This is a genomic window from Bacteroides rodentium JCM 16496 (genome assembly GCF_000614125.1).
GTDB lineage: Bacteria > Bacteroidota > Bacteroidia > Bacteroidales > Bacteroidaceae > Bacteroides > Bacteroides rodentium.
On sequence record NZ_BAKJ01000014.1, the window covers coordinates 26468 to 49391 of the forward strand.

Consider the following 22924-nt stretch of genomic DNA (forward strand, 5'->3'; position numbering starts at 1 on the left):
ACCTAAACAGCTAAACGCTGTTCCTTACCAAACCATTAGCGATAATTTGTAGCAAAGATGAAAAATACAAGTGAAACAAGAAGTCGTTTTGAGCAAAATAACTCAATGCAGAATGGGAAGAAATACAGGTATTGCTTCTTTGATTATCTGTATTACAGGCTGTATGTTACCTACAAGAAGCATAATGATCCGCCACGTTTCAGTGCTTTCGGCGTGTTTGCCGCCACATTCATGATTGCCCTGCTCTTTTTTAGTATTTTCTTCAATTGTGTGCTGACGGACAGTTGGTTTTCACGAAAGAACTTCACGGAACTACAAGGCGGGCTTGTCTTTTTTATCCTGACAACCGTGTTTTGTATCATTCCCTTCTATCTGCGATACACCCGGAAACGGACTGCCGCCATACTGCTGAAATATAAAGGAAACAAATGGAACAGGATTATCCCGTCTTGGGTAATATATACTTTCCCGATATGGAGTTTCTTGGCAGGGATAGGAATATGTATGTTGATATTCAATTAACAACAATATAGGCACGAATGAAAAAAGGTATCAATAAGATTATACGCATGAAGAAAGTTATATTATATATTATATACTGTTCGGCTTTGTCAGTTGTGAGGCTTGGTACGAAAAATTAATTGGGAATTATTACCTTTTGGCATAGATTCAATGAGTGAAATGTGCGTCAGCTATTATGACAAGGGTATGGACTTGGATGTTTCGATTACAGAAAACGGAATATATGAAGTGGGGCACGATGAACATTTCATCCTTGCCAAAGCATACAAGACATTGATAGATAGTCTTGGAAATTCCCTGCATCGTTACGATACGGACATAACCGAATATTACATCATCCCGGTAGATAACACACAAAGCGGGTTGGAAGCGCAGGAAAACTGCTTTAAGCTGACGACGAAAGAGGAATTTGAAGCCAAACGGAAGGAACTCGGAGTGTCTATGCAAATTCAACTTAGAAGTGCCGGAGTGTCTATGAAATATCACCAGAAAGTAGCATGTAACTTACGATGGTAAATAAATGATTATATTATGAAAAGAGTAATAGTGTTATTGACTTTCATTAGTATTGCATTGTGTTCATTCCGAATTAAGAATGACACTGTTGTTGTAGAGCAGGTGGAATCAGATCTTCCTATTATCATCCGATATGACAGCGTAAGGGATTACATATTCAGAGTTCAATTCCCATTGACATTTAGAATATGTAATATATCAGGAAGAAATAAGCAAATTTGTCAAATAGCATATTACTACAAGGATATAAATCATGCACTATCCTATGAACAGGGATGGAATTATAATGTACGAATCAATCGAATGAAAAAAGGAGAACTTCTTAGTCCCTACAAGAGGGGACGAATAATGATTGATAGTTTAACGACTGAAAATTTCGTGTTTCAGACCGGACACTCCATACGATATGAAGATACTACATTACAATCTGTTTTTCGTTCCTTTATACCTGCGATAAAGCAGTCCGGTAAAGATACATTGCACATTAGCACTATTCGGGCATTTAAAGAGAAGTACCCTGAAATAATTAAGACATTGCTCCAGAACGATAGTATTAAATTTTGGATTTATACTCCTTGGAGCGATGATAAGGGGATTCATTTTATCTTACCGGTTGAACAGAAATAAAATACATTTATTTTGCATAAATGAAGAAAGACATAAAAAAAACGGATAATTATTTTGAGCGTAACCGGATAACCCGGCAAGCACGAAATTACAGGTACAACTTTGTTGACTACCTCTATTATCAGGGAGAGCGATACAGTAAGAAATATCCAAGAAGTTCAGGCAATATGTTAATAACATTGTATTGGATCGGGTTTGTTTTCTTTCCGCTTCTACCTTTTTTTGCTCCTCACTATACCAATATACTGGGAGATATATTGGTGAAAATAAATTTAACGGATAATCTTCATCCGATACTGGAGGTAGTGATTTTTCTTTTTCCAATATTTGTTGCAATAGCACTTCCGCCGGATCTGTGGTGTTTGTTGAGATACAGAAAAAACAGGGTGGCGGCTATCAAGCACCACTACCGACAAAGTATATGGAAGGATGCGATTCCTATGTGGCTGTTGTGGATGATTCCTACCTTATTTGATCTGTTATCATTATTTGTAATCTATGTAACAACAAAAAAATAAACCAAAGGAAATAATGAAAGCGAAATTGAAATATCCGATATTTGAGTTCAGCCCGGACGAGAATATGGTTTACACCTTTTGGGAGGAGAACCAAACCACGCAGCTTGCCATACTGAAAGAGGCTGACGGGTGGAAGGGTGAGATAGTGATAGATTCCACCGGGACAAAGTACACCGTCAAACGTTCCTATATGACCGGATGGAAAGGCATACACGGATTCACGGGGATGCACACGGGGATGCACACGGGATGATTCGTTACGAAACGGAGTATGAAGATACTACCGAACCTTTCTCCCTGCGCCAACTGCAAGAGAGGATAGCGGAGAGATACCCCAAAGGATGGTGGTTCGAGGAAGAATACTGGGACAGCGCGGAAGATTTCCGGCAAACGATTTTCGCTTGCAAGTCTTTTGAGGAACTTGCCGAAGTTATGATGCCCCGTCCCCTGACGTTGCGGGGACGCATCGTCAAATGGCTGCATCCCACCCCGCAGGAAAAGAAAATGCGGATAAAAATGCTTATCTTCTGGATTATTTACCTGACGATATGCTACCTGATATTCGAATGGCAACGCTAAGCCGGGGAATAGCATGGATAACAGATAAACACAAGTTATAAATATGGAGAAAAAGATTACATCATTACTATTAGCAAACAATCCCGGCAATGACCTGAAACAGCGTGCGAAGGAACTGGACGATAAAATGAAGTGGTTGCTGCACAACAACCGGAACATGGATAATTATTTGGAACTGGAAACGTTCAGCAAGGACGGAGTATTGTGCCAGTGGATAAAGACAGAACGGGCAAGGGACGTGGAACATTACCTGAAAAATACAAACCACACGCTGACCGAAGTGGCGTTCATGACCGGGTTTTCATCCACATCGAACCTGAACGACTTCTGCAAGGATTATTTGCTCGACACGCCGGGCGAGATACGAAAAAAAGCGCAAGAAACAAAAAATTGCACGCTATGTACACGTCTCAGTTATAACGGAACTGATTTGCCATATAGTGGCGGACGTTTTCTAGATGAAAAATTAATGTGGCTCTTTTCAATGTACACAGATTACGGACATTTGTAACCATATTACGGATTCCTCCTCCTGCGATATGGAACTTTCCGGATTATTCTCTACATTTGTACAGAACTAACAGGAACGTTTATGGAAGAAGTAATCAAGCTCAATGCAGTAGACCAGTACAACAAGATGTTCGGTCTCGAAACCCTGCACCCGCTGGTCAGCGTGGTCGACTTGTCCGAAGCTACCGGATACCCCAGACATTTCACGTTGAACTATGGCGTATACGCCCTTTTCCTCAAAAATACCAAATGCGGAGATATACGCTATGGGAAACAGTTTTACGATTACCAGGAAGGCACGGTAACCAGCTTCGCCCCGGGCCAGGTGACCGAGGTCAACATGCTGGAAGGTATGCAGCCCAGCGCTTCCGGCCTGCTGTTCCACCCCGACCTGATAAAAGGCACCTCGCTGGGACAAGGAATAAAGCAGTATTCCTTCTTTTCCTATTCCTCTACCGAGGCACTGCATTTGTCCGAAGACGAGAAAGAAATCTTCCTCGACTGTCTGAAGAAGATTAAAATGGAAATCCAACGCCCCATCGATAAGCACAGCAAGGGTCTGATTGCGCGCAACATAGAGCTACTGCTGGACTACTGCATGCGTTTCTACGAACGCCAGTTCATCACCCGCTCGGCAGCCAACAAAGACATCCTGATGAAATTTGAAGCACTGATAGACGACTATTTCCAGAGCGACAAACCGCAGACCGAAGGACTGCCTTCCGTGAAATACTTCGCAGACAAAGTGTTCCTCTCCTCCAACTATTTCGGAGACTTGGTGAAGAAGGAAACCGGAAAGACAGCGCAGGAATATATCCAGAACAAAATCATCGACCTGGCCAAAGAAATGATTATAGGAAGCGGGAAGACAGTCAGCCAGATTGCCTATGAGCTGGGATACCAGTATTCGCAGCACTTCAACCGCGTGTTCAAGAAAAACGTAGGCTATACTCCGAGCGAATACCGGCACTTGCAGGTTTAGACAATAAAGTTTCACCACAGAATTACGCGGATTAGCGCAGAGTTTTTTCGGTTTCATCAAATATAAGTTCTATCTTTGTATGCCAATAGAACATATGGATATGAAACACCCCCAAATAATTGTTGCCGGCATCGGACCGGGCAATGAATCGGATATAACTCCCGCCGTAATTTCCGCTTTGCAAGAATCAGATGTAGTGGTGGGATATAAGTACTATTTCCAGTTTGTAACCCCTTATCTCCCCCCCTCAACAGCATGTATAGATACCGGCATGAAGCGTGAACGTGACCGTGCCGAGCAGGCTTTCGAGCTGGCGGAGCAGGGAAAGACGGTCTGCGTCATCAGCTCCGGGGATGCGGGCATCTATGGTATGACGCCGCTTGTCTACGAGATGAAGCGGGAAAGGAACAGCGACGTGGAAATCGTTTCGCTGCCGGGCATCAGCGCTTTCCAAAAGGCAGCCTCACTGCTGGGAGCTCCCGTAGGACATGACTTCTGCATCATCTCCCTTTCAGACCTGATGACTCCCTGGGAGCGTATTGAAAGGCGTATCACCGCAGCCGCTGCCGCCGACTTCGTGACGGCAGTCTACAACCCCAAAAGTGAAGGACGCTACTGGCAGCTTTACCGCTTGAAAGAACTCTTTCTGCAGGAAGGACGCTCACCGGAAACGCCCGTGGGATATGTGCGCCAGGCAGGACGCCCGGAACAAGCGGTACACATCACCACGCTGGGAGATTTCAATCCCGAAGAGGTGGATATGTTTACCGTAGTATTGATAGGCAACTCACAGTCCTACGAATGGAACGGAGCTTCATCACTCCGCGCGGCTATTACCGGGACACGAATACCGAAGCCACGGGCATCGGTAGAAGGACGTAAGGGAGGCAGCAACTTGGCTGCCACGCTGGTGAACTCCGTGCTGTGCTACAACGATGCGGAGCTGTTGCGCCCCGGCAGGGATGTGTAAGTGAAAAATTACTTGTTATGCCCCCTTACATTACTTGATATTTTCATAAGATTACTCATTGAATGAGACACAGATTTATAATCATAGGAATGGATGACAACCGCTCCCCCTTCTTCCCGCCGGAAGCACTGGCGCAGATACGGAAGGGGAAGGTCTTCTCCGGCGGCATACGGCATAAGGAGATTGTCGGTCCTCTGCTGCCTGCCGGGGCCGAATGGATTTCCATCACCGTACCGCTGGACCGTGTCTTTTCCCGCTATGAAGAAATATTTACCCGCTTCGAAGAGACGGCTACGGACGACTCCATCATTGTATTCGCTTCCGGCGACCCGTTGTTCTTCGGTTTTGCCAATACCATAAGGCGTAAGCTTCCCGAGGCAGAATGGTGCTCCACCCTTCCACCCATATCGCCTTGAACGAATATAACCCCATTGAAATTATGAAAGCCACGCTTTCTTAAACATACCCATTATGAAAACAGCTATTATTCTAATCTCCGAAGCCGGTTTGAGCATAGCCCAATCACTGCTCAACGAACTTCCCGACTCCGAAATCTTCACCCTCAGGCACGAAGAGGGATGCACACATATAGAATCCGCCGGAAAATTTACGGCGGAAAACTTCAACCGCTATGATGCCTTTGTCTTCATTGGCGCCATGGGAATCTGTGTCCGCACCATCGCCCCTTGCGTGAAGAACAAATATACCGACCCCGCCGTGGTTTGCGTGGACAGTACCGGCAAATTTGCCATCTCCGTACTTTCCGGACACATCGGAGGAGCCAACGAACTGACCCACCAGGTAGCGAATATCCTCGGGGCCGAACCGGTAGTCACCACGCAAAGCGACTGTACCGGCCTATGGGGGCTCGATACCCTGCCGCAACGTTTCGGGTGGTTTCCGGTCATCAATGCCGAACCCTCCACCCTCCTGCTGGCAGAGCTTGCCAAGACGCCCGAAGAGAAAAAAAGAGTATGCATGAACGAGCATATCAGCCTCTTCGTTTCCGGCAAGCCCACCGCCCTGCTGCTCACGGTGCGCAATGAAGGTACGGACTGGATGGAGGCGAACCTGCCGCCCCATGTAGAAGTATTCTACCGGGTGCAGGACATTAAACCTTCACGCTTTAAACTGATTCTGTGCGTATCTCCCCAAGTCCCCAACTTCCCGGAAATGCCTATGATATGCTACGTGCCTGTGTCGTACACCTCGGCATCGGTCTTGCCCGGCTGGCAGGCCCCGTGCGGAAAGTGGAGAAAGAGATTATGAACACGCTGAAGAGATACGGTATCATGCCCCAAAGCATCGCCTCCATCTCCACGATTGAAGCCAAAAGTGACGAACCGGTAGTGAAAGCGCTCCAAAAGAAGTTCCCGGTCTACTTCTATACACCGAAGAACTGGCAGAGATAGAGGTGCCCCATCCCAGCAAAACCGTCATGAAGCACATGGGTACCCCCAGCGTCAGCGAAGCCGCCGCCTTGCTGAGTGCAAACAACTCCCGGCTGCTGATGCCCAAGAAGAAAGGAGAAGACTATACCGTGGCCGCCGCCCTCGACATAAGAGCTGTGCGCCAGGGCCACATCGAAATAGTGGGTGCCGGCCCGGGCGACCCGGACCTGGTTTCCGTACGCGGACGCCAAATGCTGGAGCGCGCCGACCTCATTCTGTATGCCGGCAGCCTCGTTCCCAAGGAGCTGACTCTCTGTGCCAAGGTCGGAGCTACTGTGCTCAGCTCCGCCTCCATGGATTTGGAAGAGCAATTCTCCTTGATGAAGAAGTTCTATGACAAGGGAAAATTCATCGTACGCCTGCATACGGGTGACCCATGTATCTATGGTGCCATTCAGGAACAGATGAACTACTTCGACCAGCACGGTATGAGCTACCATATCACCCCCGGCATATCCTCCTTCCAGGCGGCGGCAGCTGCTTTGAAGTCGCAGTTCACCATTCCGGAAAAAGTGCAAAGCATCATCCTTACACGCGGCGAAGGACGTACGCCCATGCCCGAACGCGAAAAGCTACATCTCATGGCACGCTCACAAAGCACCATGTGCATCTTCCTCAGTGCAGGCCTTGCGGAACAGGTGCAGGAAGAGCTGTTGCAGGAGTATCCGGAAACTACCCCCGTAGCTGTCTGCTACCACTTGACATGGAAAGACGAACAAATATTCAGGGGAGAACTCAAGGACCTTGCCAGGATAGTGAAGGAAAACAACCTCACCTTGACAACCCTGATTGTCGTAGGCGAAGCCATCGGCAACCGTGAAGGTCTGTCACGGCTCTATGCACACGAGTTCAAACATCTGTACCGGAAATAAATCAACGATTAATCACCCATAACCATTCAAACATGATATTAATATTTGGCGGAACCACCGAAGGACGCATAGCCATCCAAACCCTTGAAGAAGCCGGAAAAACTTTCTACTACTCTACCAAAGGGAATGAGCAGGACGTACTTCTGCATAATGGCATCCGCCTGCAAGGCGCGATGGATGCAATAGAAATAGAAACATTCTGTGCACAGCATCACATAAAGCTGCTGATAGACGCCGCGCACCCCTTTGCCACACAGTTGCATGAGACTCTGGAACAAGTCTCTGTGGAATCGAATATCCCCGTCATCCGTTTCGAGCGTATCTTCCCGGAACGCGATGAAGAACACATCACCTGGTGCAGGGATTATGACGATGCCATCGAGAAGATACTGAAAGAAAAGATTTTCATCTTACTTGCACTGACCGGCGTACAGACCATAGGCAAACTGAAACCTTTGTGGCAGAAGGCCTGCTGTTACTTCCGCATCCTCGACCGTGACAGCTCGCGCAAGCTCGCCCGGGAACAAGGCTTCTCCGAGAAGAACCTCTACTACTACACGCCCGGAGAAGACGAGCAAGTCCTGATGAAACAGCTTCATCCCGAAGCCATCCTCCTCAAAGAAAGCGGGATATCCGGCGGATTCTGCGAGAAGGTGGAAGCTGCCCGACAACTGGGTATACGCATCTTTGCCATCCAACGCCCCAAGACATCCGGCAAGTTTATCTGTGTAAACGGCGAGCATGGCCTGCGCCGCATAGTCGAGAAACATTTACCCGACTTCTTCCCCCTGCGTAGCGGACTGACTACCGGAACATGTGCCGCCGCTGCCGCCGTAGCCGCCACCTGGGATGTATTCAATATCTACTTCAAAAAGCGTCCTACGGAATTTCCGGTAGTCCTTCCCAACGGAGAAACCATCCAGGTCCCCGTAGAGCCGCAGCTCCATATTCCCCACTCCGACCTTCTGGAAAACGGTGACGGCATGTTCGAGACAAGCGCTACCGTCATCAAGGATGCCGGCGACGACCCGGACATCACCAACGGGATGAAAGTTGTGGCCAATATAGCCATACCTTTCCGCATAGACGACCCGCTGCCGGAAGACACTCCCCAGGACGACTACAACATCATCGTCTGCGGCGGCGAAGGCGTAGGTGTCGTCACCATGCCCGGTCTGGGACTTGAGCTCGGTAGCTCTGCCATCAACGACACCCCGCGCGAAATGATAAAGAAGAACGTCAAGCTATGGCTTGAACGCCTCCATATTGCCAAACAGCCCAATCCTATTCTCATTACCATCTCCATCCCCGGTGGAGAAGAGATAGCCAAACGCACCTTCAATCCCCGCCTCGGTATCGAAGGAGGCATTTCCATTATCGGGACTTCCGGCATCGTGAAGCCATTCTCCTCGGAAGCCTTTGTCAATTCCATCCGGAAGTCCATGGAAGTGGCAAAAGCAACCCGGAGCCCTCGTATCGTCATCAGCTCCGGCGCAAAGAGCGAACGTTTCATCAAGGCGTATTATCCCGACCTCCCCGCCCAGGCTTTCGTGCACTACGGCAACTTTATCGGCGAAACCTTGAAAATAGCAGCCGAAGAGCAAGTACCGCACGTCACCCTCGGTGTGATGATGGGAAAGGCCGTGAAACTGGCCGAAGGCAATCTGGATACCCACAGCAAGAAAGTGACCATGAACAAGGAATTCATTCAAGACCTGGCATGCCAGACGGGATGCAGCGAAGAAACACTTGCCGCCATCGGACAGATGAACCTGGCGCGCGAACTCTGGGACATCATTCCCGAAGAGCTGCTGGAAAAGTTTGGCAAGGCACTGATTGAGCTCTGTCACCGGCACTGTGCCCCCTTGCTGCCCAACGGCGAATTAACTGTATTACTCATAACCGAAAACGGAAAAATTTACTCATGAAGAAGAAGATTATCATTACCCTCTGTATGGCAATGACCGTACTGACCGGTCTGGCACAAAGCCCGCTGTCCTTTCATGCAAAAGCAGGAATCGGTACCTCCCATTTTCATGGAAAACACTCCAGTAGTGACACCCAAATAGCTTACAAAGCTGGTGTCGGCGCAGAATATGTCCTCACCAAGACCTGGGTGCTGCAATCCGCATTGGAGTTCGTGTCCATCGGCGGTAAAGACGAGATAAGCCACATCGGCAAGGCCAAAATGCATGAACTGTATCTGCAAATCCCCCTCATGATAGCCGCCCGCCTCCATCTGGGCAGGGATTATCATGCCTCGCTGAGTGTCGGCCCTTATGCGGCCATAGGCGTGGCAGGCAAGACCTCCGGCGAGACCTACGATTATAGCAGCAGTAGTATGCAGGGAGGATACCAGTTCAAGATAGACACTTTCGGCAGCATGGTAGACGGGAAAATGGGTAACAACCGTTTCGATGCAGGTATTGCCCTGGGACTTACTTTTGAATACAGAAGATTCATCATCGGTGCAGAGACACAAGTGGGACTGGTAAAAGTCAATGAGCAGATAAACCAGATGATAGGTCATTCGGAAGAAAGAGGATATTTCCCCAAGAACTTCGCCGCATTCTTCACGCTGGGGTACCGGTTCTGGTAAGGGAACATTTTGCCATACAGAGTTGTTTAGTATACAGACAGATACTCAACAATATAAATGAATAATATGAAAAAAAGAATCCCTATCCTGCTGGCTGCAATGACAGCCCTCACCTTCGCCCCTCAAACAGCAGAGGCATGTACCGGCATCACCCTGACGGCCAAAGACAATGCGCACGTCGTAGCCCGCACCATCGAATGGGGAGGCAGTGAGCTGAACAGCCAGTACGTCATCGTACCTCGCGGTTATTCGCAACAATCACTGACACCCGGAGGCAGTCAGTCCGGCATGGAGTTCACCTCACGCTATGGCTACGTAGGCCTGTCGGTAGAGCAAAAGGAGTTCGTGGCCGAAGGACTGAACGAAGCGGGACTCTCTGCCGGCCTCTTCTACTTTCCCGGATATGGCAAGTACGAGGAATACGACCCTGCACAAAGCGCATCGAGTATATCCGACCTACAACTGGTTTCGTGGATGCTGGGCAGCTTCTCTACCGTAGACGAAGTGAAGGAAGCCATTGAAAAAGTATCCGTCATCAACATTGACCCGCGCGCCTCCACCGTGCACTGGCGCATTGCCGACAAGAGCGGTCGCCAACTGGTCCTGGAGTTCATCGACGGACAGCCCCGTTTCTATGAAAACAAGCTGGGAGTATTGACAAACTCCCCCGGCTTTGACTGGCAGATGACCAACTTGAACAACTACGTCAATCTATACCCCGGAAGCGCCGAAAGCAAATCATTGGGAGGCGTCACCATAGCTCCATTCGGCTCGGGAAGCGGCTTCCTGGGCATTCCGGGAGATGTCACTCCTCCCTCCCGCTTTATCCGTGCCGCCCTCTATCAGACTTCCACGCCACAGCAGGAAACAGCACAAGAAACCGTGCTCCAATGCTTCCAGATATTGAATAACTTCGATATCCCGGTAGGCATCGAGTTTCCCCTCGGAGAAATCCCCGTCAATATCCCCAGCGCCACCCAGTGGACCTCGGCTACGGACATGACAAACGGTATCATCTACTATCGCAGCATGTACAACAGCGCCATCCGAAGCATCGACCTGAAGCAGATTGACTTCCGACGCATCAAATATCACGCTGCTCCGCTGGACGAAGTGAAGCAACAACCGATTGTTCCCATTAAGATTGGGTAGCGGATAGAGACGAGAGCACTACGTGCAGCAATTCCTCAATGGAGTACACCGTTACCGGCTCCTTACCCGACCGATGGAATACGAAGCTGCCGTCTCCCTTCAAATCTCCGGTTTCGATATAAATCTCCGATTCAACATTCCGGTTTGCCAGAATCCCGTTTCTCTGGAGTGCCTTGCGCACCATGGCATACTTCTGCCCGTGGCCCGCCAAGCGTATCCGGGAGGTGTATTCATTGGCTACCCTGAACAGTCCCGTTTCCAAATCGAAGGCAATACCCTTACGGGCAAAGAAGTTGCTCAGACTGCCGTTCAGCGAAAGGTCCTCGGGCGTGCCGATGGCCACTCCGTTCACCTTGTCCATCAGCCATATTTTGTCCGCTATCTGCAGGGCCAGTTCCAGGTCGTGGGTAGAAAGGAAAATCGTCTTGTCCGTTTGCCGGCTGAGCTGGTGAAGCAGTTGCATCATCTCTACTTTACTGGGAAAATCGAGGAAAGCTGTCGGTTCATCCAGATAGATTACGGGAGTTTCCTGGGCGAGCGCCTTGGCTATCATCACCTTCTGCCGTTCACCGTCACTCAGCGTATGCACCATGCGGTGTGCCAGATGGGGAATGCCTACCAGGGCGATGGATTTGTCCACCACAGTCTTGTCCTCTTTCGAAAGAGTTCCCCAGAAGCCGGTGTAGGGGCTGCGCCCCAAACCTATCAGTTCTACGACGGACATATTGCGTATATCGCACTTCTCCGTCAGCACCACACTGATGACGCGCGAAAGCTGCTTGTCGGTATAGTCCCCTATCTCTTTTCCTTCAATAAATATGTTTCCTCCAAGTTTCGGCTGGAAAGCGGACAACGTACGGAGCAGCGTGGACTTCCCCACTCCATTAGCTCCCAACAAGCAAGTCAGCTCACCACTGTTGATTCCGGCGCAAATGCCGTCTGCCACCACTTTCACATCCCCCTTACCGGGGTAACCGATGGAAAGATTCTCTATATGTATGGTTTCCTTATTCATTCAATTCTCCTTTCCGTTTTCTAAAAAGTACAGAAGCCACTACCGGCGCACCTACCAGTGCCGTCACCGAGTTGACCGGCAAAGCTCCCTCGAAGCCGGGCATACGGGCTATCAAATTGCAGACCAATGCCAGGGAAGCTCCTACCAGCAATGTGGCAGGCATCAGCACCTGATGGTCCGAAGAGTGGAAGATGGCACGGCACAGATGGGGAACTGCAAGAGGTTACGCATAAAATGCACAGCAGTGCAATGCCTATGGCAGATATCCGGGTCATGATTATTGGGGTTTATGGAATTCGGGCACAATATTCGTCATTTTTGAGGAGATACGCAAATGCTCTTCCCTATAAATTAAAAGCACCTCTACTTCAGCCCCCGTAAAGTTCTATACTATTTTCGTGACATAGACCTTTAGCGGCGTAAAGGTCTATGTTACGAAACAGATGTCCGAAGCTTCTTTTCTCAGAAATTCATCAGGTCATTCAGCGCTTCACTCATGCTGGGATGTGTAAAAACAAAATCACGGAGGAAGGTATATTCCTGCCCGGTCTTCATAGCCATTGCCACCAGGTTGATGACCTCACTCGATTCCGGCCCAAACAACGTGCAGCCCAAAATCTTGTCCGTATCGGCATCCACCACCACCTTGAACAGTCCGTTCGTATCGCCCAAAGTCCTGGCACGCGGAATGGCGGCTACGGGCAACTTGTTGACCTTTATATTCAATCCCTTCTTGCGTGCTTCCGCTTCGCTCAGCCCGATACGTGAAAGCGGCGGATCGATGAATACCGAATAGCTCACCGGGTCACGGTCGGACACCTTGCGTTCTCCCGCCCCGAAAAGGTCTTCGCGCAGAATGCGGTAATCATCCAGAGAAATGTAGGTGAACTGCAAACCGCCCTTTACATCACCGATGGCATGTATCTTGGGTTGGTAGTCTGCAAATAGTCGTCTACCACAATGGCACCGCGCTCATTCACCTCTACACCTGCCGCCGCCAGATTCAAGCCAGCCGTATTCGGACGCCGACCGGTAGCCAGCAGGATGGCATCTGCGTGTAACTGATGTTCCTCTCCCGTGACTGCATCCCGGTAAATGACGTCAGAGCCTTTCACGGACTGCACGCGTGCATTCAGCCTGAAAACGATTCCTTTCTGTTCCAATACCTCCCGGACACTGTCCGCAATATCCCGGTCCTCCCGGGATATCAGTTCGGAAGCGCCCTCGAGCACCGTGACTTGCGAACCGAATGAAGCATACATGGAAGCAAATTCCAGTCCGATGTATCCCCCGCCTACAATGACGAGCTGTACCGGCAGCTCAGTCAGTTCCATAATGGAGGTACTGGTATATACCCGTGGGTTACCTTGTATCCCCTCTATCGGTGGAATGACGGTTTCGGCACCCGTATTGATGAATATCCGGGAAGCTTGCAATTGTAATGTCCCTTCTGCCATCCCAACTTCCACCACATCCGGACCTGCAAAGGAGCCGATACCCGTATAGACCGTTATATGAGGATTGTCGGCCAGATTGTGATAATTCTTCTGACGAAGGAAAGAAACGACCTCTTCCTTCCTTGCAATGGACTGACGATAGTATGCCTTCTTGACCTCCCAAGAAGCGTCTTTATCCACCTGCTTTGCCGCATGCACCAATGTTTTTGTGGGGATGCAACCGATATTGATACATGTCCCTCCATACATCTTTTCCGAACGCTCCACTACGGCAACGTCCAGCTTCCGTTTTGCCAACTCGGCAGCCAGCGTCTTTCCGCCTTTGCCGAATCCGATGATAATGGCATCATACTGTTTCAGACTTCTATTTCTTTAATTGGTTCAATACTCTTTTTGCACTGTCAGACAGTACGACAAGGGCACCGGCAAGAATGGCCGTATCCTTGATGACCAAGCGCCCTGCCCCCGTCAGCAACGGAAAGCCGTGCTCCCCGCTTCCCAAGTCGGGCACCCACACTTCAGGGGTTGTCACCAAGAAAGAGAGGGTACCTATTGTCATGACAATGGCCAGTGCGGCTCCCGCCAGTCCGATTTTCGGAGAGAATATCCCCAGAAATGTCAGAATGCCGATGGTCATAATCAGAATGCCCAGACCGTGAGAGAAACCATACGTATTGTTCTCCACGTGCCACTGATGTTTCACCTCATTGAACTCGCCCTCTTTCAGCTTATACTCCTTGTACTCCGGGGCACTCTTTGTATAAAAGAAGCTCATGAACGGGCTGTTCGCCACAAAAGGAACAATCCCTTCAGCCTCATAATTCCAGAATTTCAATCCGCCAATCCATACGAAAATAACCAGGATGGCTACACGAATCAAATTAACACCCAACTTTTGAGTGGAAGCGGCCAGCGTCAACGCAGCCATAAACAAGTTTTGCAATTTCGTTTTCATCTTTGTTCTACTTTTTAAATGATTTCAGTACTACGACTTGATTTTTGTCTTTGCAAAGTTCCCTGTTTTCCACCACATGCGAAATGGCAATTATTCCGCAACAGTTGGCAATTCTTCCCGTTTCACCCTTTTCCGGTAGTCCGAGACACTCTCGCCGGTCATTTTCTTGAAAAAACGGCTGAATGCGGGCAAGTCTTCGAAGCCAGAATGGAGCTGATTTCCTTAGCGCTTTTGCGGGTATACAGCAACAGCCTCATGGCTTCCGCCTCAAGGCGCTCATGAATCACCCGTAAAGGGGAAGGCAACCCGCAGGTCGAGAACAGATTGGAAAGTGTCTTGGGAGAACGGCAAAGAATATCGGCATAATCCTGCACCTGCTTCTTCTCCTTGAAATGCCGGTCCACTAATACGTAATACTGCCGGATGATGTCAAACGTCTTTTCCTGCTCCTGCCCCACTCCGAAACGCTGGCGCGCAATGCGTGTGCAGGTAATGATGAAACGTTTCAAGACAATACGCAGCATCTCCTCCTGCAGGTTGTCATGGATGACCGATTCCTGCCGGAAAATACGGACTATATCATGCAAGTTGGAAGACTGCCCGGCAGAAAGTGCCAGTTTCATCACCTTGGAAGAGCCATAAAAAAGGAATCCATTGCAAGAGACCTCGTTGTCATGTCCATAGATGCAATAAAAATTGCTGTTGAATACAAACGTCAGGTATTCTCCGTCCACCTCCTTCACCTCCAAGTGATGTAACGGGGTCAAGGTCACGATTTCGTCCTTTTCCAAGCGCATGGGATATGTCTATTTCCAGAGTCAGCGTACCGCTCTGTACCCAAATGAATTTGTACAGAGTCTTGTCACGTTGCAGCGACGCACGCTCATGGTAGCTGGTAGTCATGGCTATATTGCCATTTAAGCGGGTATTCAGTTGGTAATCCATAAAGACAGACTGTTTTTAGTAAGAATAACAAAGATAAGCAATATCTTGTTTGCTACTGATTATTTCCCCACTTTTGTAGCCGTTTTGCTGTTCTTTAATTTTTAACCTTTAATGTCTTCATGCAAATGTTCCCCGTCATATTTATATCTCTCGGTCCCGGCGAACCGGAACTGATTACCGTAAAAGGCTTGAAAGCCCTACAGGCAGACGGCATCCCCGTGAAGCACATCCCCGGTATCCCCGCCTTCATTGCCGCCGGCGCACTGGGCGGGCTCCATGTGGCCAGCCAGGAAGAGCGGCTAACGGTGATACCCGGTATCGTCACCACAGAAGAGATAGAAAGACTGACAAGCAAAAACAGTGCGGTTGTCATCATGAAGCTGTCCAGATGCACCGATGAGATTCACCGCTGCATCCGCCTGCATCCCGAGTACCGGTATCACTATTTTGAGAATGTAGGCACTCCGGAAGAGAAGTATATCAATGACAGCAAGCGGATAGCGGCCATCCGTTTCCCTTATTTTTCCCTGCTTATCATTCGCCCAGAGGCCTTTTGAGCCCGATTTAATACAATTTCGCACGCCATAGGCATTATTTTAATGAAAATGGGTTACCTTTGCGCCGTTGAAATATAAAAAAGATAAGAACATGAAGAAAGTCGCTTTTTATATGATGATGCTGGTTATGAGCATCGGTTATGCCTATGCACAAGGAAAGGCAGACATCAAATTCGAACAGACCACCCACAACTTCGGCACATTCTCCGAAAACAGTCCGGTGGTCAGCTACACCTTTAAGTTCACGAACGTAGGCGATGCTCCGCTTGTCATCCATCAGGCTGTAGCTTCCTGCGGATGTACCGTTCCCGAATATTCACAAGAACCGATAGCACCGGGAAAGACAGGAACAGTGAAAGTAACCTATAATGGAACCGGAAGATACCCCGGACACTTCAAGAAATCCATTACCCTGCGCACCAATGCCAAAACGGAAATAATGCGATTGTTTATCGAAGGGGACATGACCGCTAAAGATGCCAAATAAGCATTTTACCATACAGAATTAAGGAGATTTTTTTAAATCTCCTTTTTTTTGCTTTCTTTGAAGTCCATAAAGAAAAACATAAAACTACAAAACCTATGAAACAAGAAGAAGAACCAATCACCGGCTTGCCGGAAAATGCGTTCCGTGAACTGAAACCGGGAGAAGTGTACAACCCTCTGATGAGCCCGGACAAGAAGTATTCAGAAGTAAATGCCTGGTCGGTGACATGGGGTATTCTAATGGCCATTCTCTTTTCGGCCGCAGCCGCCTATCTGGGGCTGAAGGTGGGGCAAGTATTCGAAGCCGCCATCCCCATCGCCATCATTGCCGTCGGCGTATCGGGTGCCGCCAAACGCAAGAACGCATTGGGCGAAAACGTCATTATCCAGTCTATCGGTGCCAGCTCGGGCGTCATCGTGGCAGGTGCCATCTTCACCCTTCCGGCACTCTATATTCTCCAAGAGACCTACCCGGAGGAAATCACCGTCACCTTTGCACAAGTCTTTATCAGTTCCCTGCTGGGAGGTGTGCTGGGTATTCTCTTCCTTATCCCCTTCCGCAAATATTTCGTGAGCGACATGCACGGCAAGTATCCCTTTCCCGAGGCAACAGCCACCACACAAGTGCTCGTCTCCGGTGAAAAGGGCGGCAGCCAGGCAAAACCGTTACTCATGGCAGGTATCATCGGAGGTCTATACGACTTCATCGTGGCAACCTTCGGCTGGTGGAACGAGAATTTCACTACCCGCGTATGCGGCTTTGGCGAAATGCTGGCCGAGAAAGCCAAGCTGGTATTCAAGGTTAATACGGGTGCTGCCGTGCTCGGTCTGGGTTATATTGTGGGACTGAAATACGCGTCCATCATCTGTGCCGGCTCACTGGCCGTATGGTGGATTATCATCCCCGGTATGTCCATGATTTGGGGAGATTCCGTACTGAACCAATGGAACCCCGAAATCACGGCAACCGTAGGCGCTATGGCTCCGGAAGAAATCTTCAAATACTATGCCAAGAGCATCGGTATCGGTGGCATTGCCATGGCAGGCATCATCGGCATTATCAAGTCCTGGGGCATCATCAAGAGCGCCGTAGGACTGGCTGCCAAGGAAATGGGAGGTAAGTCCAATGTGGAAGCCAGTGTGAAGCGCACGCAGCGGGACATCTCCATGAAGATTATCGCCATCGGTTCCATCATCACGCTGCTGCTGGTTGTTCTCTTCTTCTACTTCGATGTGATGCAGGGCAACTTGACACATACCATTGTAGCCATCCTGCTTGTTGCAGGTATCGCTTTCCTGTTCACCACCGTGGCAGCCAATGCCATTGCGATTGTGGGCACAAACCCCGTATCCGGAATGACGCTGATGACATTAATCCTGGCATCCGTAGTCATGGTAGCCGTAGGGCTGAAAGGTCCCGAAGGAATGGTTGCGGCACTGGTGATGGGCGGTGTCGTATGTACGGCACTGTCCATGGCGGGAGGCTTCATCACTGACTTGAAAATCGGTTACTGGCTGGGTAGCACGCCTGCCAAGCAGGAGACCTGGAAGTTCCTCGGAACCATCGTTTCCGCCGCTACCGTAGGTGGTGTAATGATTATCCTGAACAAGACATACGGTTTCACCAGCGGACAGCTGGCCGCTCCGCAGGCCAATGCCATGGCAGCCGTTATCGAACCTCTGATGAACGGTGTGGGGGCGCCCTGGCTGCTCTACAGTATCGGTGCAGTGCTGGCCGTCATCCTCAACTTCTGCAAGATTCCCGCACTGGCATTTGCATTGGGCATGTTCATCCCGTTGGAACTGAATGTTCCGTTGGTAGTGGGCGGTGCCATCAACTGGTACGTGACCAGCCGCAGCAAGGATGCCGCTCTCAATGCCGAACGCGGGGAGAAAGGTACACTGCTGGCCTCCGGTTTCATTGCCGGCGGTGCATTGATGGGCGTGGCAAGTGCCGCCATGCGTTTCGGAGGAATCAACCTCGTAAACGATGCATGGTTGCAGAACACCTGGTCCGAAGTGCTGGCACTGGGTGCTTATGCCATTCTGATATTCTACCTCATCAAAGCTTCCATGAAAACCAAATAACTTTTAAATACTTAGACCATGAAGAAGATTCTGCTTTTATCTTTTCTATTTGCAACGACCATGTTATCTGCACAAAAGCCCGTTGAGCTGCCTTTGTGGCCCAACGGTGTCCCCAACAACAACGAACTGACCAATTCCGAACAGAACCATAACAACGAATGGGTATCCGATGTCACCATCCCTACCCTTACAGTGTATCCTGCCCCCACCCCAACGGCATGGCCATCATCATGTGCCCGGGAGGCGGATACAGCGGTCTGGCCATGAACCACGAGGGACACGACATGGCTTCCTGGTTCAACACACAAGGCATCACCTATGCAGTGCTGAAATACCGCATGCCCAACGGACACAATGAAGTGCCCCTTTCCGATGCCGAGCAAGCCATCCGAATGGTACGTGAACACGCTGCCGAATGGGGTGTCAATCCTCAGCGTGTAGGCGTCATGGGCGCTTCTGCCGGCGGACACTTGGCAGCTTCACTCGCCACACTATACAGCAGTGACAATACCCGTCCCGATTTCCAGATTCTGTTCTACCCCGTAATTTCCATGCAGAAGGGAGTTACCCACGGAGGTTCCCGCAAGAACCTGCTCGGAGAAAATCCTTCCCAGGAATTAGAACAGAAATACTCCCTCGAAAGACAAGTATCCCCGCGCACTCCGCAAGCTTTCATCATGCTTTCTTCGGACGATGACGCAGTGCCGCCCATCAACGGCATCGGTTACTTCCTTGCCCTGCGCGACCACAAAGTACCTGCCAGCCTGCATGCCTACCCCATCGGTGGACACGGCTGGGGATTCCGGGACAACTTCACCTACAAACGCCAATGGACGGAAGAATTGGAGAAGTGGCTACGCGACGGACTTGTTTTTGAAAACAATAAATAATAATTCTATGAGAATACAGAACTTGTTGCTCTGCCTAGCCGCATTTCCTCTTGCCTTGACCGCACAGGAAAACAACCGCTACGAAGAGATTACCAACCCCAAGCTAACAAGCATCAACCGGGAGCCCGCTCGCAGTACGTTCACCTCCTATGTCACGGAGGCCGATGCCGTCATCAATGACCGCAAGAACGGAACCTACCGCCTATCCCTCAACGGGAAATGGAAATTCCATTACGTGGAGGCCTTCGCCGACCGCCCCACGGACTTCATGATGGACCGTGTGGACGCCAGCCGCTGGCCGGACATCAATGTACCCGGAAACTGGGAGTTGCAGGGATTCGGCACGCCCATCTACGTGAACCATCCCTATGAGTTCTGTTCTTCGGGCTATCCTCCTTATTGGGACAAGCCCAACCCTCCATACGTTCCCCAAGAATGGAATCCCACCGGCACCTACCGCCGCGAGTTCACTCTTCCGGGAGACTGGGACGATAAGGAAATTTTCCTAAGTGCCGACGGCGTACGCGGGGCAGCCTTCTACTACCTCAATGGCAAGTTTATAGGCATGAGCAAAGACGCAAAGACTCCGGCACGCTTCAACGTCAGCGCCATTGCCAAGAAAGGAAAGAATGTCATTGCCATTCAGATACACCGCTTTTCCGATGCCAACTATCTGGAATGCCAGGACTTCTGGCGCATCAGCGGTATCGAGCGTGACATCTATCTCTACGCCCAGCCTCAAATCCATCTCACGAACTTCAAGGTGGAAGCTCCCCTGGACGACAACTACCGTGACGGTATCCTCAAGGTAAAGGTACAGTTCACCAACGAAAGCGGACAAAACACCCCATTTATCGTTGGCTACCGCCTGCTGGACAAAAATGACCAGCAGATAGCCCAGTCCTCTACCCAGTCAGCGGTGACCAGACAGAAGTGGAGTTCACTAAGAAAACCATCCAAGAACCTTTGCAATGGACAGCCGAAACGCCCAACCTCTATACCCTCGTCATCAGCCTGAAGCGACCTAACGGGGATGTGATTGAAGCGACAAGCTGTAAAGTAGGATTCCGTACCGTGGAAATCAAGGACAAGCAACTGCTGGTGAACGGACAACCCATCCTCGTGAAAGGCGTGAACTATCACGAACACAACGAGAACACCGGTCACTATGTCTCCGAAGAACTGATGAAGAAAGATTTCGAGCTTTGGAAGAGATACAATGTCAATACCGTCCGCACCTGCCACTATCCCCAGCAGGAACGTTTCTACGAACTCTGTGACGAATATGGTATCTATGTCATCGACGAAGCCAATATCGAAAGCCACGGCATGGGTTACGACCTGCGTGTAGGCGGTACGCTGGGAAACAATCCGCTCTTCATGAATGCCCACCTCGACCGTACCATGAATATGTACGAACGGGACAAGAACCATCCGTCAGTCATCATCTGGTCACTGGGCAACGAAGCCGGAAACGGATTGAATTTCTACGTCACCTACAACACCTTGAAGACGCTTGACAGCCGTCCCATACAGTATGAACGTGCACTGTTGGAATGGGATACGGACATCTACTGCCCGATGTATGCTTCTCCTTCCTATCTAGAGAAGTATGCCCGGAATAAGGATATGACGCGTCCTCTCATTCTTTGCGAATATGCCATGCCATGGGCAACAGTCTCGGCAACTTCCAGGAATATTGGGACATCATCGAAAAATATCCCATCCTCCAGGGTGGCTGTGTCTGGGATTGGGTAGACCAGGGCTTTGCCGCCAAGACAGACGACGGGCGCAAATACTGGACCTATGGCGGCGACTATGGCGAGAACGGTACCCCCTCCGACGGCAATTTCTGCATCAACGGCGTGGTATATCCCGACCGCAGTGTCAAGCCGCAGACAGAAGAGATGGGTAAAGTCTACCAGAACATCAAGTTCCTTGATTTCGACAAGCAGACTTCCACCGTGAAAATCCGCAATGATTTCTCCTTCACCAATCTCGACAAGTACGACTTCTACTACATCATCCGCGACCACGGAAAGGAAGTCTACCGTGGCAAGATTGAAAATATCCATGCCGCACCGGGCAAGACGGTAACCACCGGCTTTCTGAACGGCATACCCAAAGAGAAACAGACAACGGGAGATGTGCGCATCGAGTTCTATGCAGCCATCAAGACGGCAGAACCTTTCCTCCCGGCGGGCACGGTCATTGCACGCGAACAGACCTACGTCCATACCTTCTACAAGAAAGAGGCTACGGCACAGAAGCCCGCCACTTCCAAGGAAGAAGGGAATTTGGTGGTGTTCTCCGGTCCCGACTTCAAAGCCACCTTCGACAAGCAAAGCGGTCTGCTCACCTCCTATTTGTACAAGAAGCACGAGTACATACTGAACGGTCAGGGTCCCCGGCCATTCTTCTGGCGTGCACCGACGGACAATGATTATGGAGCCAACCTCCCCGTCCGCCTCAAAGCCTGGAAAGAGGCAAGCTATCAGAAACCGAAAGCCGAGAGCTTCCAAGTGATTCCGGGCAGCAATGCCACGACAGTAAAGGTCACCTACCGTTTTCCGCAGACAGACGCCCGTTGGGACATCACCTATAAGATATATGCCAGCGGAGTCATCAAGGTAGACAACCGCTTCATGGCCGAAGGAGACCAAGCTCCGATGATACCGCGTGTAGGGCTGCGGATGCAGTTGCCGGAAAGCTTTACAGACTTGACCTACTACGGTCGCGGTCCGAAAGAGAATTACCGCGACCGCCGTACCTCCCAGTTCATCGGAGAGTACGCCATCCCGGTCAGGAACATGTACGAGCCTTACGTCCGTCCGCAGGAGAACAACCATCGCACGGACATCTATTGGTGCGCCCTGACCGACAAGGCGCAACGGGGTCTGCTGCTCATCGCCGACCGTACTTTTGAGCTGAACGCCTCCAACTATCCCCTGGAAAGCATGGATAGCGGCGACACGATTGACAACGGTGCCCCGCGTACCGAAAAGACCAATCACCGCCACCTCACCGACCCTCTGCCGGAAAAGATGGCCGATTTATTCATTGATTACCGCATGATGGGTGTCGGTGGAGACGACAGTTGGGGCGCAACAGCCCATGAACCCTATCTGATTCGTCCGGGCAAAGAGAACGCCATTGAATACGGTTTCTCCCTTGTTCCGTTCGACAAAAAGGAGGATTATAAATATTTAATCCGGCAATATTGAATTTAATCC

General features: G+C 50.0%; 15 protein-coding genes and 8 pseudogenes. 18 read left to right on the plus strand and 5 right to left on the minus strand.

All coding sequences use genetic code 11. The annotated features are described in order from the left end of the window. The first annotated feature begins 57 nt into the window (after positions 1-57). The 13 genes and pseudogenes from JCM16496_RS08255 to JCM16496_RS08315 all read left to right on the plus strand — a co-directional run bounded on the left by JCM16496_RS08255 (position 58) and on the right by JCM16496_RS08315 (position 11298). A complete protein-coding gene (locus JCM16496_RS08255; protein ID WP_025833537.1) occupies positions 58-522 on the plus strand; it encodes a hypothetical protein in 465 nt (154 codons plus the stop codon). Positions 523-672: 150 nt separating this feature from the next. Continuing rightward, positions 673-1038 carry a DUF3997 domain-containing protein gene (locus JCM16496_RS08260; protein WP_128809504.1) on the plus strand — a complete coding sequence of 122 codons (366 nt, stop codon included), beginning with the start codon at positions 673-675 and terminating at the stop codon, positions 1036-1038. A gap of 647 nt (positions 1039-1685) precedes the next feature. Continuing rightward, complete coding sequence (locus JCM16496_RS23585; protein WP_244440281.1) at positions 1686-2183, plus strand: hypothetical protein; 498 nt, start codon at positions 1686-1688, stop codon at positions 2181-2183. A 13-nt stretch (positions 2184-2196) separates the two neighbouring features. Further along, positions 2197-2436: a hypothetical protein gene (locus JCM16496_RS21655; protein WP_128809505.1), complete on the plus strand. Its 240-nt coding sequence runs from the start codon at positions 2197-2199 to the stop codon at positions 2434-2436. Continuing rightward, the gene (locus JCM16496_RS21660; protein ID WP_128809506.1) at positions 2433-2762 is read left to right on the plus strand and encodes a hypothetical protein; all 330 of its coding nucleotides are present in this window, start codon (positions 2433-2435) and stop codon (positions 2760-2762) included. Before JCM16496_RS21655 ends, JCM16496_RS21660 begins: the two co-directional genes overlap by 4 nt. A 43-nt stretch (positions 2763-2805) precedes the next feature. Beyond that, positions 2806-3273, plus strand: a complete 468-nt coding sequence (locus JCM16496_RS08285) for a helix-turn-helix domain-containing protein (RefSeq protein WP_025833541.1) — start codon at positions 2806-2808, stop codon at positions 3271-3273. Positions 3274-3354: 81 nt separating this feature from the next. Continuing rightward, on the plus strand, positions 3355-4254 hold the full coding sequence (locus JCM16496_RS08290) for a helix-turn-helix domain-containing protein (RefSeq protein ID WP_005829381.1): 900 nt from the start codon (positions 3355-3357) through the stop codon (positions 4252-4254). Positions 4255-4354: 100 nt separating this feature from the next. Further along, positions 4355-5127, plus strand: a pseudogene (cobJ, locus tag JCM16496_RS21665) (precorrin-3B C(17)-methyltransferase); the annotation flags it as partial. Positions 5128-5286: 159 nt separating this feature from the next. After that, positions 5287-5607 (plus strand): annotated as a pseudogene (locus tag JCM16496_RS21670) (bifunctional cobalt-precorrin-7 (C(5))-methyltransferase/cobalt-precorrin-6B (C(15))-methyltransferase); the annotation flags it as partial. A gap of 88 nt (positions 5608-5695) precedes the next feature. Next, positions 5696-7547 (plus strand): annotated as a pseudogene (gene cobM, locus JCM16496_RS08300) (precorrin-4 C(11)-methyltransferase). Positions 7548-7579: 32 nt separating this feature from the next. Next, on the plus strand, positions 7580-9475 hold the full coding sequence (gene cbiD / locus JCM16496_RS08305; protein WP_025833546.1) for a cobalt-precorrin-5B (C(1))-methyltransferase CbiD: 1896 nt from the start codon (positions 7580-7582) through the stop codon (positions 9473-9475). Then, positions 9472-10146, plus strand: coding sequence for an outer membrane beta-barrel protein (locus JCM16496_RS08310; RefSeq protein ID WP_025833548.1), 675 nt, complete (start codon positions 9472-9474; stop codon positions 10144-10146). The genes cbiD and JCM16496_RS08310 overlap by 4 nt, the downstream gene beginning before the upstream one ends. Positions 10147-10212: 66 nt before the next feature. After that, positions 10213-11298: a linear amide C-N hydrolase gene (locus JCM16496_RS08315; RefSeq protein ID WP_025833550.1), complete on the plus strand. Its 1086-nt coding sequence runs from the start codon at positions 10213-10215 to the stop codon at positions 11296-11298. Here the strand turns inward: JCM16496_RS08315 and JCM16496_RS08320 are convergent. From JCM16496_RS08320 to JCM16496_RS08345, 5 genes and pseudogenes are all read right to left on the minus strand, one after another. After that, a complete protein-coding gene (locus JCM16496_RS08320) occupies positions 11285-12313 on the minus strand; it encodes an ABC transporter ATP-binding protein (RefSeq protein ID WP_025833552.1) in 1029 nt (342 codons plus the stop codon). The genes JCM16496_RS08315 and JCM16496_RS08320 overlap by 14 nt on opposite strands. Further along, positions 12306-12533: pseudogene (locus tag JCM16496_RS21675) on the minus strand (iron chelate uptake ABC transporter family permease subunit); the annotation flags it as partial. The pseudogene JCM16496_RS21675 and the gene JCM16496_RS08320, both read right to left, overlap by 8 nt. A gap of 242 nt (positions 12534-12775) precedes the next feature. Beyond that, positions 12776-14130: pseudogene (locus JCM16496_RS08335) on the minus strand (FAD-dependent oxidoreductase). 4 nt (positions 14131-14134) lie between these two features. Then, a complete protein-coding gene (locus JCM16496_RS08340) occupies positions 14135-14725 on the minus strand; it encodes a DUF417 family protein (protein ID WP_025833556.1) in 591 nt (196 codons plus the stop codon). Between the two features lie 90 nt (positions 14726-14815). Beyond that, positions 14816-15670 (minus strand): annotated as a pseudogene (locus JCM16496_RS08345) (AraC family transcriptional regulator). Positions 15671-15795: 125 nt separating this feature from the next. Here JCM16496_RS08345 and JCM16496_RS08350 point away from each other — a divergent pair. The 5 genes and pseudogenes from JCM16496_RS08350 (at position 15796) to JCM16496_RS08370 (ending at position 22915) form a co-directional block, all read left to right on the plus strand. Further along, on the plus strand, positions 15796-16227 hold the full coding sequence (locus JCM16496_RS08350; protein ID WP_025833558.1) for an SAM-dependent methyltransferase: 432 nt from the start codon (positions 15796-15798) through the stop codon (positions 16225-16227). A gap of 91 nt (positions 16228-16318) precedes the next feature. Beyond that, on the plus strand, positions 16319-16714 hold the full coding sequence (locus JCM16496_RS08355) for a DUF1573 domain-containing protein (RefSeq protein WP_025833559.1): 396 nt from the start codon (positions 16319-16321) through the stop codon (positions 16712-16714). A gap of 95 nt (positions 16715-16809) precedes the next feature. Next, entirely contained in the window at positions 16810-18801 is a 1992-nt protein-coding gene (locus tag JCM16496_RS08360; RefSeq protein ID WP_025833560.1) for an OPT family oligopeptide transporter, read from the plus strand. A gap of 18 nt (positions 18802-18819) precedes the next feature. Next, positions 18820-19691: pseudogene (locus JCM16496_RS08365) on the plus strand (alpha/beta hydrolase). A 7-nt stretch (positions 19692-19698) separates the two neighbouring features. After that, a pseudogene (locus tag JCM16496_RS08370) lies at positions 19699-22915 on the plus strand (glycoside hydrolase family 2 TIM barrel-domain containing protein). Positions 22916-22924: the final 9 nt, after the last annotated feature.